The 15,239-nt window shown below is 61.3% G+C and carries 14 protein-coding genes; 10 read left to right on the top strand and 4 right to left on the bottom strand.

Annotation, left to right across the window (positions count from 1 at the left end; translation table 11 throughout):
- Positions 1 to 58 precede the first annotated feature (58 nt).
- Positions 59 to 3,769, top strand: coding sequence for a methionine synthase (gene metH / locus DTP52_RS03115; RefSeq protein ID WP_109751791.1), 3,711 nt, complete (start codon positions 59 to 61; stop codon positions 3,767 to 3,769).
- A 54-nt stretch (positions 3,770 to 3,823) separates the two neighbouring features.
- Positions 3,824 to 4,042, top strand: coding sequence for a DUF2970 domain-containing protein (locus tag DTP52_RS03110; protein ID WP_063322005.1), 219 nt, complete (start codon positions 3,824 to 3,826; stop codon positions 4,040 to 4,042).
- 87 nt (positions 4,043 to 4,129) lie between these two features.
- Here DTP52_RS03110 and DTP52_RS03105 read toward each other — a convergent pair whose 3' ends face one another.
- Positions 4,130 to 5,269 (bottom strand): ABC transporter substrate-binding protein, encoded by a 1,140-nt coding sequence (locus DTP52_RS03105; RefSeq protein WP_109751847.1) that lies wholly within the window; start codon positions 5,267 to 5,269, stop codon positions 4,130 to 4,132.
- A 503-nt stretch (positions 5,270 to 5,772) separates the two neighbouring features.
- Here DTP52_RS03105 and DTP52_RS03100 point away from each other — a divergent pair.
- Positions 5,773 to 7,431: a nitrite/sulfite reductase gene (locus DTP52_RS03100; RefSeq protein ID WP_109751790.1), complete on the top strand. Its 1,659-nt coding sequence runs from the start codon at positions 5,773 to 5,775 to the stop codon at positions 7,429 to 7,431.
- Entirely contained in the window at positions 7,415 to 7,909 is a 495-nt protein-coding gene (locus DTP52_RS03095; RefSeq protein WP_058543993.1) for a DUF934 domain-containing protein, read from the top strand. Before DTP52_RS03100 ends, DTP52_RS03095 begins: the two co-directional genes overlap by 17 nt.
- Positions 7,910 to 8,158: 249 nt before the next feature.
- Here DTP52_RS03095 and sohB read toward each other — a convergent pair whose 3' ends face one another.
- A complete protein-coding gene (gene sohB, locus DTP52_RS03085) occupies positions 8,159 to 9,190 on the bottom strand; it encodes a protease SohB (RefSeq protein WP_109751788.1) in 1,032 nt (343 codons plus the stop codon).
- A gap of 226 nt (positions 9,191 to 9,416) precedes the next feature.
- Between sohB and DTP52_RS03080 the strand changes: the two genes are divergently transcribed.
- From DTP52_RS03080 to DTP52_RS03065, 4 genes are all read left to right on the top strand, one after another.
- Positions 9,417 to 10,127, top strand: a complete 711-nt coding sequence (locus DTP52_RS03080) for a histidine phosphatase family protein (RefSeq protein WP_109751787.1) — start codon at positions 9,417 to 9,419, stop codon at positions 10,125 to 10,127.
- A 51-nt stretch (positions 10,128 to 10,178) separates the two neighbouring features.
- Positions 10,179 to 10,493 (top strand): SCP2 sterol-binding domain-containing protein, encoded by a 315-nt coding sequence (locus tag DTP52_RS03075; RefSeq protein ID WP_109751786.1) that lies wholly within the window; start codon positions 10,179 to 10,181, stop codon positions 10,491 to 10,493.
- A gap of 218 nt (positions 10,494 to 10,711) precedes the next feature.
- Positions 10,712 to 12,430: a hydrogenase maturation protein gene (locus DTP52_RS03070; RefSeq protein ID WP_109751785.1), complete on the top strand. Its 1,719-nt coding sequence runs from the start codon at positions 10,712 to 10,714 to the stop codon at positions 12,428 to 12,430.
- A 63-nt stretch (positions 12,431 to 12,493) separates the two neighbouring features.
- A complete protein-coding gene (locus tag DTP52_RS03065) occupies positions 12,494 to 13,357 on the top strand; it encodes a LysR family transcriptional regulator (protein ID WP_109751784.1) in 864 nt (287 codons plus the stop codon).
- 122 nt (positions 13,358 to 13,479) lie between these two features.
- On the opposite strand, the gene DTP52_RS03060 is transcribed toward DTP52_RS03065, so the two are convergent.
- Positions 13,480 to 13,713, bottom strand: coding sequence for a YdcH family protein (locus DTP52_RS03060; RefSeq protein WP_109751783.1), 234 nt, complete (start codon positions 13,711 to 13,713; stop codon positions 13,480 to 13,482).
- A gap of 217 nt (positions 13,714 to 13,930) precedes the next feature.
- Between DTP52_RS03060 and DTP52_RS03055 the strand changes: the two genes are divergently transcribed.
- Together DTP52_RS03055 and DTP52_RS03050 are read left to right on the top strand one after the other, a co-directional pair.
- Entirely contained in the window at positions 13,931 to 14,452 is a 522-nt protein-coding gene (locus tag DTP52_RS03055) for a DUF4142 domain-containing protein (protein ID WP_109751782.1), read from the top strand.
- A gap of 83 nt (positions 14,453 to 14,535) precedes the next feature.
- Entirely contained in the window at positions 14,536 to 14,865 is a 330-nt protein-coding gene (locus tag DTP52_RS03050; RefSeq protein WP_109751781.1) for a Pr6Pr family membrane protein, read from the top strand.
- A 3-nt stretch (positions 14,866 to 14,868) separates the two neighbouring features.
- Here DTP52_RS03050 and DTP52_RS03045 read toward each other — a convergent pair whose 3' ends face one another.
- On the bottom strand, positions 14,869 to 15,150 hold the full coding sequence (locus tag DTP52_RS03045; RefSeq protein WP_109751780.1) for a hypothetical protein: 282 nt from the start codon (positions 15,148 to 15,150) through the stop codon (positions 14,869 to 14,871).
- Positions 15,151 to 15,239 lie beyond the last annotated feature (89 nt).

Genomic DNA, 15,239 nt, shown 5'->3' with positions numbered 1-15,239 from the left:
CTGCACAGGTTTGCTATCATCCCGGCCTTCGTAATGGTCTTTTTTTCCAGGTAGTCCTATGTCCGATCGCAGCGCTCGCCTTTATCTTCTCCAGCAAGCCCTCAAGGAACGCATCCTGATCCTCGACGGCGGCATGGGCACGATGATCCAGAGCTACAAGCTGGAAGAACAGGACTATCGCGGCAAGCGTTTTGCCGACTGGCCGAGTGACGTCAAGGGCAACAACGATTTGCTGGTGCTCAGCCGTCCCGATGTGATCGGCGCCATTGAAAAAGCCTACCTGGATGCCGGGGCCGACATCCTGGAAACCAACACCTTCAACGCCACCCAGGTGTCCCAGGCCGACTACGGCATGCAGGGCCTGGCCTACGAGCTGAACCTGGAAGGCGCGCGCCTGGCCCGCAAGGTGGCCGACGCCAAGACCCTGGAAACCCCGGACAAACCGCGCTTCGTCGCCGGCGTGCTCGGCCCGACCAGCCGCACCTGCTCGCTGTCGCCGGACGTGAACAACCCCGGCTACCGCAACGTGACCTTCGACGAACTGGTGGAGAACTACACCGAGGCCACCAAGGGCCTGATCGAAGGCGGTTGCGACCTGATCCTGATCGAAACCATTTTCGACACACTGAACGCCAAGGCGGCGATTTTCGCCGTACAAGGGGTCTACGAAGAGTTGGGCGTTGAGTTGCCGATCATGATCTCCGGCACCATCACCGACGCCTCCGGCCGCACCCTCTCCGGGCAGACCACCGAAGCGTTCTGGAACTCCGTGGCCCACGCCAAGCCAATCTCCGTGGGCTTGAACTGCGCCCTGGGCGCCAGCGAATTGCGCCCGTACCTCGAAGAGCTGTCGAACAAGGCCGGCACCCATGTCTCGGCCCACCCGAACGCCGGCCTGCCCAATGAGTTCGGTGAATACGATGAGTTACCCGCCCAGACCGCCAAAGTCATCGAGGAGTTCGCCCAGAGCGGCTTCCTGAACATCGTCGGCGGCTGCTGCGGCACCACCCCGGCGCACATCGAAGCCATCGCCAAGGCCGTGGCCGGCTACGCACCGCGACAGATTCCGGAGATCCCCCGGGCCTGCCGCCTGTCGGGCCTGGAACCGTTCACCATCGATCGCAGTTCGCTGTTCGTCAACGTCGGCGAGCGGACCAACATCACCGGCTCGGCCAAGTTCGCCCGGCTGATTCGCGAGGACAACTACACCGAAGCCCTGGAAGTGGCCCTGCAACAGGTCGAGGCCGGCGCCCAGGTGATCGACATCAACATGGACGAGGGCATGCTCGATTCGAAGAAGGCCATGGTGACCTTCCTCAATCTGATTGCCGGCGAACCGGACATTTCCCGCGTGCCGATCATGATCGACTCGTCGAAATGGGAAGTGATCGAGGCCGGCCTCAAGTGCATCCAGGGCAAGGGCATCGTCAACTCCATCAGCATGAAGGAAGGCGTCGAGCAGTTCATCCATCACGCCAAGCTGTGCAAGCGCTACGGCGCGGCCGTGGTGGTGATGGCCTTCGACGAAGCCGGCCAGGCCGATACCGAGGCGCGCAAGAAGGAAATCTGCAAGCGCTCCTACGACATCCTGGTCAACGAAGTCGGCTTCCCGCCGGAAGACATCATCTTCGACCCGAACATCTTCGCCGTCGCCACCGGTATCGAAGAGCACAACAACTATGCCGTGGACTTCATCAACGCCTGCGCCTACATCCGCGACGAACTGCCCTACGCGCTGACCTCCGGTGGCGTGTCCAACGTGTCGTTCTCGTTCCGCGGCAACAATCCGGTGCGCGAGGCGATTCACTCGGTGTTCCTGCTCTATGCGATCCGCGCGGGCCTGACCATGGGCATCGTCAACGCCGGCCAACTGGAGATCTACGACCAAATCCCGGTGGAGTTGCGCGACGCCGTGGAAGACGTGATCCTCAACCGTACCCCCGAAGGCACCGACGCCCTGCTCGCCATCGCCGACAAGTACAAGGGTGACGGCAGCGTCAAGGAAGCGGAAACCGAGGAGTGGCGCGGCTGGGAGGTGAACAAGCGCCTGGAACATGCGCTGGTCAAGGGCATCACCACCCACATCGTTGAAGATACCGAGGAATCGCGACTGTCTTTCGCCCGGCCGATCGAGGTCATCGAAGGCCCGCTGATGGCCGGCATGAACATCGTCGGCGACCTGTTTGGCGCCGGCAAAATGTTCCTGCCCCAGGTGGTCAAGTCCGCCCGGGTGATGAAGCAGGCCGTGGCCCACCTGATCCCGTTCATCGAGGCGGAAAAAGGCGATAAGCCGGAGGCCAAGGGCAAGATCCTCATGGCCACGGTCAAGGGCGACGTCCATGACATCGGCAAGAACATCGTCGGCGTGGTGCTCGGTTGCAACGGCTATGACATCGTCGACCTGGGCGTGATGGTTCCGGCGGAGAAGATCCTGCAGGTAGCCAAGGAGCAGAAGTGCGACATCATCGGCCTGTCCGGCCTGATCACCCCGTCCCTGGATGAGATGGTGCATGTGGCGCGGGAGATGCAGCGCCAGGACTTCCACCTGCCCTTGATGATCGGCGGCGCGACGACGTCCAAGGCCCACACGGCGGTGAAAATCGAGCCCAAGTACAGCAACGACGCAGTGATCTACGTCACCGACGCCTCCCGCGCCGTGGGCGTGGCGACCCAATTGCTGTCCAAGGAACTCAAGCCGGCATTCGTCGAGAAGACCCGCCTGGACTACATGGACGTGCGCGAACGCACGGCCAACCGCAGCGCCCGCACCGAACGCCTGAGCTACCCCGCCGCCGTGGCCAAGAAGCCGCAGTTCGACTGGAGCAGCTACCAGCCGGTCAAGCCGACCTTTACCGGCGCCAAGGTGCTGGACAACATTGACCTGAACGTCCTGGCCGAATACATCGACTGGACGCCGTTCTTCATTTCCTGGGACCTGGCCGGCAAATACCCGCGCATCCTCACCGACGAAGTGGTCGGCGAAGCGGCCACCGCGCTGTACGCCGACGCCCGGGCGATGCTGCGCAAGCTGATCGACGAGAAGCTCATCAGCGCCCGCGCGGTGTTCGGCTTCTGGCCGGCCAACCAGGTGCATGACGATGACCTGGAAGTCTACGGTGACGATGGCAAGCCACTGGCGCGCCTGCATCACCTGCGCCAGCAGATCATCAAGACCGACGGCAAGCCGAACTTCTCCCTGGCTGACTTCGTCGCGCCCAAAGACAGCGGCGTGACCGACTATGTCGGCGGTTTCATCACCACCGCCGGCATCGGCGCCGAAGAAGTCGCCAAGGCCTACCAGGAAGCCGGCGACGACTACAACTCGATCATGGTCAAGGCCCTGGCCGACCGCCTGGCCGAAGCCTGTGCCGAATGGCTGCACCAACAGGTGCGCAAGGAGCACTGGGGTTATGCCCAGGACGAGAGCCTGGACAACGAGGCGCTGATCAAGGAGCAGTACACCGGCATCCGCCCTGCCCCCGGCTACCCGGCCTGCCCGGATCACACCGAGAAAGCTACCCTGTTCCGCCTGCTCGACCCCGAGGCCAGCGAACTGAAGGCCGGACGCAGCGGCGTATTCCTCACCGAACACTACGCCATGTTCCCGGCGGCAGCGGTCAGCGGCTGGTATTTCGCCCATCCCCAGGCGCAGTACTTTGCCGTGGGCAAGATCGACAAGGACCAGGTCCAGAGCTACACCGCACGCAAGGGTCAGGACCTGAGCGTGACCGAACGCTGGCTGGCACCGAACCTGGGCTACGACAACTAAGTCCGCAGCAATTGACTATGCTCTCCACATACGACCTTGTGTATGGAGAGCATCATGGACGAACCGACCGAAAATAAGGCGCCCACCCTCTGGCAAATGCTGCACAGCGTGGGAGCTGCGGCCTTTGGCGTGCAAAGCGGGAAAAACCGCGCCCGCGACTTCACCCATGGCAAGCCGAGCCACTTCATCATCCTCGGCATCCTGTTTACGGTGATTTTCGGGTTGACGTTGTATGGGATCGTCAATCTGGTGTTGTACTTTGCGGGCGTATAGAACGTATCTGCACAGTATGGAACCAGATCTCTCTTTCGAACCGAAACAGTCATATTCCCCGTCTCGCCAGCCTCGATCTGAGCCGCTCTAGCGCCGCCCCAGCGCATCGAGCGAAAAGGCATAGCGCTCGCCATCCGGGTGGGACACCAGGCTGAAGCGCTTGAAGTCCAGGCGGTAGTCCTTGGCAGGATTCATGTTCAGCCACGCGCGGGCGCGGGCCGGATCGAGCGATTGCATCAGGTCGAGCTGCTGGTTGTAGCCGCCATGACGCGCGAGATCGACGCCCTGGGCATGATCATGGAGCATGACCATGGCCCAGCCGCCCAGGCTGAAATGCCCGGTGAACAGGACGCTCAAGCGCCCGTCGATACGAGCCTGGAGCGCCGCCCTGGAGCTGTTCATCGCGCTGAACAACACGTCCTTGCCTGGCTGGCGACCGGCCTCCTCGAATGCCTGCATGGCGCCCAGGGCCATTTCATCGTTGGCCGACCAGACCAGCGCGGTCTGTGGATAACGCTTGACCAACTGGCTCGCCTGCTCATAAGCCCGCTCGCGATTCCACTCGCCATAGACCAACTGGCGCAGATGCACTTGCGGGTGTTCGGCCAGCGCCCGCTGCAAGCCTTTCTCGCGCAGTTGCGCCGAAGGGGTGAGTTTCTTCCCGGAAAATGCCAGCAAGTCGAGGGTCTGCCCAGGCGCCAGCGGCCCGTACTGACGCAACAGCTCCTTGAGCATCAGGTAGCCGCTGCGCTCATCGTTGGGCACCAGGCTGCCGAGCAACTCGGCAGGCAGGGTACCGCCCTCCACCAACAGGCGACTCTGATCGCTGGTCAACGTGTTGTTCACCAGGAACAGCTTGACCCCACTGCCCTGCGCCAATTGCAGGATTCGCGGGGCGACATACTGTTCGTTGACCAGCACCAGATAATCCGGACGGTCTTGCGCCGTAATAACCTCGCGCGCCTGGCGAATCATGAGCTGGGGGTCGCGTTCGGCATATTCCACACGCAGCCGCAAGCCCAGTCCGCTGGCCGCCGCTTGCATGAATTCGGTATAGCTGACCCAGAAGGTTTCGGTGGAATGCCCCGGGTTAAGGAATACGACTGAAGGAGCCGCCGGCCTGGCAGCCACAGCCTCGATCGAAGAAGACGCCGCATTGGCGGCTTGGGCGTGCGCCCAGAATGACAGGCATAACAGCCCCAGTAGCCTGCAGATAAACTTCGACATCCCGCCCGCCCCAAACAATACGCCACCCAGTATAACGACCCGGGTGGCGAACGGGCACATGCACGCGAGACCTTCATGTAGCCTGCAACGACTCGAACTTATTGATGACTGACCCAGAACACTGCGGTGCCCACCACCAGGATAATCAGGAACAGAATGGCCCAGGCATCAACGGTACTGTCGCTTTTCCTTGCTTTGGTCGGATTGCTCATTGCATCGCCTCTTGTCGGTTTTGTAGGTGATTGCATAGGGACTCGTCCACAGTTAAGACGATGATTGCCCGCACGACAAATGTGGGTTAGGCAATAATCAATCTCATTAGTCGATTTGGTTCTTTACATATACTCAAACATCACTTTTGCGCATAACTCAAAACAGGTATCGTGCACCGGCTCCTCTAGGAGTGCGCGGCCGTGCGCGCAGAATTGCCGAGGCAGAACCCGATTCCAGCGAGCCAACATGCAGCTGTTTCTGATCGGCCCAAGCCTGAGACCGAGACTTATATGTACGTATATGACGAGTACGATCAGCGGATCATCGAGGACCGCGTCAAGCAGTTCCGTGATCAGACCCGACGCTATCTGGCAGGCGAGCTGAGCGAAGAAGAATTCCGCCCTCTGCGCTTGCAGAATGGCCTGTATATCCAGCGCTTCGCCCCGATGCTGCGGGTGGCCGTGCCTTATGGCCAACTGACCTCGCGTCAGGTGCGCAAGCTGGCGCAAATCGCCCGCGACTACGACAAGGGCTATGCCCACATCAGTACCCGGCAGAACGTCCAGTACAACTGGCCTGCCCTGGAAGACGTGCCGCAAATCCTGGCCGAGCTGGCGACCGTGCAGATGCACGCAATCCAGACCAGCGGCAACTGCCTGCGCAACGTCACCACTGACCAGTTCGCCGGTGTCGCCGCCGATGAACTGATCGATCCGCGCCCGTGGTGCGAGATCGTCCGCCAGTGGACCACGTTCCACCCGGAATTCGCCTACCTGCCGCGCAAGTTCAAGATCGCCATCAACGGCTCGAGCTCGGACCGTGCGGCCATCGAAGTCCACGACATCGGCCTGGAGACGGTCTACAACGCGGCCGGTGAGCTGGGTTTCCGTGTGCTGGTGGGCGGCGGCCTGGGGCGTACGCCGGTGGTCGGCGCGTTCATCAACGAGTTCTTGCCGTGGCAGGACCTGCTGAGCTATCTCGACGCCATCCTGCGGGTGTACAACCGCTACGGCCGTCGCGACAACAAATACAAGGCGCGGATCAAGATCCTGGTCAAGGCCCTGACGCCTGAAGTGTTCGCCGAGAAGGTCGAAGCCGAGATGGCTCACCTGCGTGGCGGCCAGACCACCCTGACCGAAGCCGAAGTGCATCGCGTCGCCAAGCATTTCGTCGACCCGCAGTACAAAGCGCTGGGCAACCAGGACGCGGAACTGGCAGCCCTCGACAAAGAACATCCCGGCTTCGCCCGCTGGCGTACCCGCAACACCCTGGCCCACAAGAAGCCGGGCTACGTTGCCGTGACGCTGTCGCTGAAACCGACCGGCGTCGCGCCGGGCGATATCACCGACAAGCAACTGGACGCCGTGGCCGACCTGGCCGAGCGCTATAGTTTCGGGCAACTGCGCACCTCCCACGAGCAGAACATCATCCTGGCGGATGTTGAACAGAGCCAGTTGTTCACCCTGTGGGGCGAGCTGCGCGAGCAAGGTTTCGCTACGCCGAACATCGGCCTGCTGACTGATATCATCTGCTGCCCTGGCGGTGACTTCTGCTCGCTGGCCAACGCCAAGTCGATCCCTATCGTCGAATCGATCCAGCGTCGCTTCGACGACCTGGACTACCTGTTCGACATCGGCGAGCTGGACCTGAACATTTCCGGCTGCATGAACGCCTGTGGTCACCACCACGTCGGCCACATCGGCATCCTGGGCGTGGACAAGAAAGGCGAAGAGTTCTACCAGGTCTCCCTGGGCGGTAGCGGTAGCCGCGACGCCAGCCTGGGCAAGATCCTCGGCCCGTCGTTTGCCCAGGAAGACATGCCTGACGTGATCGAGAAGCTGATCGACGTGTACATCGAACAACGTACCGAAGACGAGCGTTTCATCGACACCTACCAACGTATTGGCATCGACCTCTTCAAGGAACGCGTCTATGCAGCGAATCATTAAGAACAACGAGGTCATCGACGAAACCTGGCACCTGCTGCCCAAGGACGCGACCCTCGATGGCATCTCCAATTGTGACGACCTGATCGTGCCCCTGGCCCTGTGGCGCGATCATGCCCACGCCCTCAAGGCCCGCGACGGCGGCCTGGGCGTGTGGCTGGACGCCGACGAGGAAGCCGAGGAAATTGGCGAGGACGCCAACCAGTTGCAGGTCATCGCCCTGAACTTCCCGGCTTTCACCGACGGGCGCAGCTACTCCAACGCCCGCCTGCTGCGTGACCGTTATGGTTTCAAGGGTGAATTGCGGGCAATTGGCGACGTCCTGCGCGACCAGCTGTTCTACATGCGCCGCTGCGGCTTCGACGCCTTTGCCTTGCGCGCCGACAAAGACCCTTACGAAGCCCTCGAAAGCCTCAAGGATTTTTCGGTGACCTACCAGGCCGCCACTGACGAGCCGCTGCCGCTGTTCCGTCGCCGCTGACACCTGAGACATGAAAAAGCCCTGACCCGGGTTGTACCGGTTCAGGGCTTTTTTGTTTCCGATGACTTGAACCCACCTCGCTCCCACGAAGGGATGGCGGTGACTCGGAGCTTCAGCCCGCCTCAGAACCACTGTGGGAGCGAGCCTGCTCGCGATAGCGGTGGGCCAGCTTGCATCTATGTTGAATGTGTCGCCGCTATCGCGAGCAGGCTCGCTCCCACAGGGGTTAGCGGTGAACCCGCTTCCGAATTACCAGAAACGCTGCTGGGTAAGGCGGCTCCACCAACTCAGCAGCACCCGATCAACAGATCCGCTGGCCGCCATACCGATGCGTTCCTGCAGGCTTTTGCGTTCGGCGTAGTGCAGGTGGTACAGCTCGGCACTCTTGGCCCGCTCGGCCAGGTATTCATCGCTGGTTTTCAGTTCGTCAACCAAACCCTTGCCCTGCGCCGCGACACCCAGCCAGACTTCACCGGTCGCCACTTCATCGATGGCCAGTTGCGGGCGGTAGCTGGACACGAAGTTCTTGAACAGCTCATGAGTGATGTCCAGGTCTTCCTGGAATTTTTCCCGACCCTTCTCGGTATTTTCGCCGAATACCGTCAACGTGCGTTTGTATTCGCCGGCGGTCAACACTTCGAAATCGATGTCGTGTTTCTTCAACAGACGGTTGACGTTGGGCAATTGCGCGACGACGCCGATGGAGCCCAGGACCGCGAAGGGAGCGCTGATGATCTTCTCGCCGATGCACGCCATCATGTAGCCGCCGCTGGCCGCCACCTTGTCGATGCACACGGTCAGCGGCACGCCGGCCTGGCGGATCCGCGCCAGTTGCGACGAAGCCAGGCCGTAGCTGTGGACCATGCCGCCGCCACTTTCCAGGCGCAGCACCACTTCATCCTTCGGCGTTGCCAGGGTCAGCAGCGCGGTGATTTCATGACGCAGGCTCTCGGTGGCCGAAGCCTTGATGTCACCGTCGAAATCCAACACGAACACCCGGGACTTGGCCGCCGACTTGTCCTTGTGCTTCTTCCCGGCCTTTTCAGCCTTGCCTTCGGCCTTGCGCAAGGCCTTGAGCTGATCCTTGTCGAGCAACGTCTGTTCCAGGCGCTCGCGCAGCCCCTTGTAGAAATCGTTGAGCTTGCTCACCTGCAACTGGCCGGCCGACTTGCGCCGGCCCTTGCTGCGCAACGCAGCAAAACTGGCCAGCACCACCAGGATGGCGATCACCAACGTCACGGTCTTGGCCAGGAAACCGGCGTATTCGATGAAAAACTCCACAGCAACTCCTTAAATGCAATGCGCCACTGAACGCAGGCGCGTAACGGCCCCAGCATACCCATGCGTCTGCGCCGCGACCAGCCAAGAAACCTGTGGTTACCTTGATGCGAGCGAGACGGGGCAAGGCTGCAACGGGCATTTCAAACAAGCGTATGTTTTTTCATTGACAGCTCACCGCCATCCCCATAACCTCGCCAAACCTTCAACGTACCGGGATGACGCGGACGTGGGCAGTATCTATCTGATTCGACATGGCCAGGCCTCCTTTGGTGCGGACGACTACGATGTCCTTTCGCCCAATGGCGTACGCCAGGCGCAAGTGCTTGGCGGCCACCTCGCAGAACTCGGTGTCGTATTCGATCGCTGCCTCTCGGGTGACCTGCGTCGTCAACAGGATACCGCCATCGGTGCGCTGGGCCAGATGTCCGCCGCCGGATTGCCGGTTCCCGGGCTGGAAATCGACGCCGCGTTCAATGAGTTCGACGCTGACGCGGTCATTCGGGCCCTGCTGCCGGACATGCTCCCCCAGGAGCCCGAGGCGCTGAATATCCTGCGCAACGCCGCGCAGAATCGCGCCGAATTCCAGCGCATCTTCGCATTGATCGTCGAGCGCTGGCTCAGCGGTCGATATGACCCGCCAGGGCTCGAAAGCTGGCTGGGTTTCGTCGAGCGGGTCCAAGCGGGCCTGCAGCGCATCCTGGAGCAAGCCGACAACAGCCATAAGATCGCCGTGTTCACCTCCGGCGGCACTATCACCGCCCTGCTCCACCTGATCACCCAGATACCGGCCCGACAGGCCTTCGAACTGAACTGGCAAATCGTCAACACCTCGCTCAACCACCTGAAATTCAGGGGCCGCGAGGTGGCCCTGGCTTCCTTCAACAGCCATGCCCACCTGCAACTGCTGAAGGCCCCGGACCTCATCACCTTTCGCTGAGTCCGGATTACTGTAGACCCTTGCTGTACCACCCAAATAAGGATCGAAACCATGACCTCCGTAGCCGACGCCGTACAAGCCATGAAAGCCAAGTTCAACCCAGCCGCCGCTGCCGGCCTGGACCTGGTATTCGGTTTCCGTATCGACGATACCAAGAACTTCTCGCTGGTCGTCAAGGACAGCACCTGCGAACTGCAGGAAGGTGAAAACCCGGACGCCCAGGTGACCCTGGTGATGGACGGCGAAACCCTTGAGGGCATCGTCAGCGGTGAAACCGACGGCATGCAAGCGTTCATGGGCGGCAAGCTGCGCGCCGAAGGCGACATGATGCTGGCCATGAAACTGTCCGAGCTGTTCCCAAGCTGAGACTGCGCTCGCGTTCTTCGCGGGCCTTTTTGGCTGCAAACGAATCCCGCCCCGTGGCGGGATTCGTGTTTTTGCCCTCCGATGATTCCGCGCAACACACGCAACCTTGACCCTCGTCAGTAGCCACTCGCCCCACAACCGCTAATTTAGCGCTTCCATCAAAGCCAGGGACGGCTCATCGGGAGCCTGCGTCCGTTCATCTCAAGGAAGAGAATTTCATGCCCGCACTGAAGATCATTCTGCTATCGACCGCGTTCAATGGTCTGACCCAACGCGCCTGGCTGGACCTGCGCGAGGCCGGCTATCACCCCAGCGTGGTGCTGTTCACCGACCCGGCCTCGGTCTGCCGACAAATCGAAGAAAGCCGCGCCGACCTGGTGATCTGCCCGTTCCTCAAGGACCGCGTACCCGAGCAGTTGTGGCGCAATCCACGGCGCCCGGTGGTGATCATTCATCCCGGAATTGTCGGCGATCGCGGCGCCAGCGCCCTGGACTGGGCCATCACCCGACAACCCGAGCGCTGGGGCGTCACGGCATTGCAGGCGGTGGAGGAAATGGACGCCGGGCCCGTGTGGGCCACCTGCGAGTTCAACCTGCCCGAAGGCCTGCGCAAATCGGAGCTGTATAACGGCCCGGTCAGTGACGCGGCCATTCGTTGCATTCGCGAAGTGGTGGACAAATTCCGTGCCGGCTTCGTCCCGGTGCCGCTGGATTACAGCCGTCACGAGGTGATCGGGCGCCTGCAGCCGAACATGACCCAGGACGACCGCACCTTCAGCTGGCACGACAGCACCGGGTTCATCAAGCGCCGCATCGACGCCGCCGACGGTCAACCTGGTGTGCTCGCGAGCCTGGCCGATGAACAGTTTTACCTGTACGACGCCCATCCAGACGTTCGCCGCGGCCTGCCCGGCGAACTGCTGGCCGTACGCGACGATGCGGTGCTGGTGGCGACAGGGGATGCAAGCCTGTGGATCGGCGCCCTGCGCCGCAAGCCGCAGCCCGGCGAACAGACCTTCAAGCGACCGGCACGCCATGTGCTCTCGCAGCGCCTTGACGGAATCCCGGTGCTCGACAGCTCCCTGGCCCGCCAACCGTTCAGCGATGAGGTCTATCAGCCCATTCGCTATCGGGAATGCGGCCATGTGGGGGAACTGACGTTCGAGTTCTATAACGGCGCGATGAGCACCGAACAGTGCCAGCGCCTGGTACAGGCGCTGCGCTGGGCCAAGTCCCGGGACACCCAGGTGCTGTTGATTCGCGGTGGACGCGGTAGCTTTTCCAACGGCGTACACCTGAACGTGATCCAGGCCGCCACCGATCCCGGCCTGGAAGCCTGGGCCAACATCCAGGCCATCGATGACGTCTGTCTGGAGTTGTTCCGCGCCCGGCAACTGGTAGTCAGCGGCCTGACGGGCAACGCCGGGGCTGGCGGTGTCATGCTGGCCCTGGCAGCCGATATCGTGCTGGCACGCAGTGACATCGTGCTCAACCCCCATTACGCAACCATGGGCCTGTATGGCTCCGAGTACTGGACCTACAGCCTGCCCCGGGCGGTCGGCCCGGACCAGGCCTGGAAACTCACCCAAGACTGCCTGCCCATCAGCGCCCTGCAAGCGTTGCGCTACGGCATGGTCCAGGAAATCGGACCACGGTGCCCCGACGAGTTCAGCCTATGGCTGTTGCAACGGGCCAACAGTGCGCTGCTCGATCCAGCCTATGAAACCCTGCGAGTTCGCAAGGCCGAACGCAGCCTGCCGGCGATCCAGGCGTGTCGCGACGGCGAACTCGCGCAGATGCGCCGCGACATGGTGGACAATCGCCATGGCTTCGCCGAGAAGTGCCGCAGCTTCGTGCTCAAGCACAAGGCCTGCCGCACACCCGAACGCCTGATCGCCCCTTGGGCGCGAATAGCGGAGGCGCAAGCCATTCCATGATTCCCGGTATCAGGGAGGTGTGGCAGCTCTTACAATGCCCGCTTCCCCCGCATCGGCCTGACCATGGACATCGACCTCGCCCGCACCTTCCTGGAAATCGTCCGCCACGGCAGCCTAGCCGCCGCGGCCGACAAGCTGCACGTCACCCAGACAGCGATTACCGCGCGGGTGCAGAAGCTTGAGAGCCAGCTCGGCTGCGCGCTGTTCGTGCGTAACCGTGCCGGTGCGCGGTTGACCGCAGATGGCGAGGCCTTTGTGATCTACGCCAATCAACTCGTGCAAACCTGGGAAGCGGCCCGCCGGGACCTGCCATTGCCTGAGGGCTATCGCAACGTCCTGCATCTGGGTGGCGAGGTCAGCCTGTGCAACCCCTTGATGCTCGCCTGGGCCGGGGAACTGCGGCAGAAGATCCCCGGCCATGCCCTGCGCATGGACATCCGCGACGGTGAAAAGCTGCTGCAACAGCTGGAACTGGGCTTGCTGGATGCGGCGGTGGTGTACCAGCCCGAATATTGGCCGCGCCTGCAAGTAGAACAACTGTTGGAAGAAAAACTCATCCTGGTACGCCTGGCCACCTGTCCCGAGCCCTACGTGTACATCGACTGGAGCGCCGACTTCCGTCGCCAGCACGACACCGCCCTACCGGACAAGGCCAAGGCTGCCGTGACGTTCAACCTCGGTCCCCTGGCCTTGCAGTACATCCTGGAGAACGGCGGCAGCGGCTACTTTCGCACTCGGGTGGTGCAGAGCTACCTGGACAGCGGCATCCTGGAACGGGTGCCCAAGGCACCGGAGTTCAACTACCCGACCTACCTGGTCTATTCCCGGGACCGGGATTCGGCGGCGTTGCAGCAGGCGTTCGAAGTGCTGCGCGAAATCGTCAAGGCTGGCAGCGACTGGTCCCAGCGCTGGGATCCGCTGACCTGATGGATTTTCGAATGGTGTTGTAAAACCCATTGTGGCGAGGGCGTTTGCTCCCTCGCCACAGGCTCATCGACATAGTTCAGGGCCCTTCATAAAGGCCCCTCACAAGCAGGCCAGCCTGACGGCTACCTCAATTTCTCCGCGATCTTATCTTTGACCAACAAGCGTTTCTTCTTGAGTGTCTCCAGGGCATCGTCGGACAGTGCCGCCGATGATGGCTTCTCGGCGTCGACCACCTCGGCATCAAGTTGGGAATATTTTTGAAGTAACGAGTCGAGCCTTGGATCCTCGCTGCGTTTTTGCTGGATGTGGTCTTTTGTGCAGTTGAGATCCTGGCACAAATCGTGGGACACCGGCATGGAACACCTCCTTCAGTGGGTCGGTGGCAGACGCCTTTACGGCGCTCGTCGATGATCAGGATGGCCTCGTCGACGGGGTTCTGTCGACCGCCAATCCGACCAGCGGTGACCGTTCGTCGTAACGGGATATCTTCCAATCAAACCTTTGTTGGCGCGCCGCTCTCCATTGAACAGAGACGAAACGAATCGCTCTTTCAACCTGTGTGGAGACTTATCAATGGACGGATTTACCTGGCGTCAACTCGGCCTGGCAGTTGCCCTGAGCACCAGCATGGGCTCGGCCTGGGCCGCGACTTCCAACGACTTCGTCGACAACGCGGCAGCCGGTGGCATCGCGGAAATCGAAACCAGCAAACTGGCCCTGGAAAAAAGCGCCTCGGCGGACGTCAAGACCTTCGCCGAGAAGATGATTAGCGATCACACCAAGGCCAATGAAGAGTTGAAAGCACTGGCGAAAAAACACGACATTGAAGTGCCAGACGACACTACGCTGGTGAAGAAGGCCAAGGAAAAGATCCTCGACCTGCGGGACGAGTCCTTTGATGCAGCCTATGCCAACAATCAGGTGAAGGCTCACGAAGAAACCATCGCCCTGTTCAAGAAAGAAGCTGAGACCGTCACCGACGATAAAAAGGCTGGCAATACCGAACTGAAGGCGTTTGCCCAGAAGATGCTGCCAGACCTGGAGCATCACCTGGAAGGGGCCAAGAAACTTCAGGCGGCTCACCCAAGCAAGTAATCCTGAAGCATCGAATAAGGCCGTCTCCATGAAGATGGCCTTGTTCAAGGCCTAAGAACACCTCCAGTCACCCGCATCCGCCGATGCGCCAGCACTCTCGAGTCGCCTGTTTTCGGGTTGAATGGCGGGATGTCTGGCCATGGCTGATCTATCCACTGGTCTATTTCATCTATGCCCTGGTGCGGGGGCACTTTATCGGTTCCTACCCCTACCCTTTCATCGAAGTGGACACACTGGGTTATCCACGGGTGTTCATCAACGCGGTGATGGTGCTGCTGGGATTCATGGGGGTGTCACTGGTGCTGGTTGCGCTGGATCGCTGGAAAGGCAAGCGCTGGGGCGCCACAGCCGCCGTCCGCCCAGTCACTCATCAATCTGGGCGGGTCACACTCGATGTTCCACGAATCGGGTAACGGCTAGCCACCGTCGGTGTCGATATCAGCATCAGTGCTGTCATCGGACTTTGGCCGGTCCGGGTCAGGCTTGAAGCCGGGGCTGAAGGTATTGTCATTGTCTTGATGATGTTGCTTCTGATCGACCTCGCTGTCGGCGCTCTGGGCCTGGTCCGTCCCGGCGGGGCTGACTGGCTGGGCGCCGGTCGAGGTGGTCGGCACCTGGGGATCAATGGCCGGGTCGTTACGTGGGGTCGGGTTTTGTGTCTGGCCTTGTTGCTGGGTGGTGGCAGGATCGTCGTTCATAGGCACCTCGTTCTTGGCAGGGCCGGATGGATGACCGGTCTTGTCATTCGAAAGTGACGCAACGGCTTCGGTTCCATTTGTTTACGCTG

Origin of the sequence: Pseudomonas sp. 43mfcvi1.1 (assembly GCF_900115935.1) — a bacterium.
Lineage (GTDB): Bacteria > Pseudomonadota > Gammaproteobacteria > Pseudomonadales > Pseudomonadaceae > Aquipseudomonas > Aquipseudomonas bijieensis.
The sequence above is the reverse complement of the archived record's forward strand: the minus strand, read 5'-3'. Positions and strand labels throughout refer to the sequence as shown.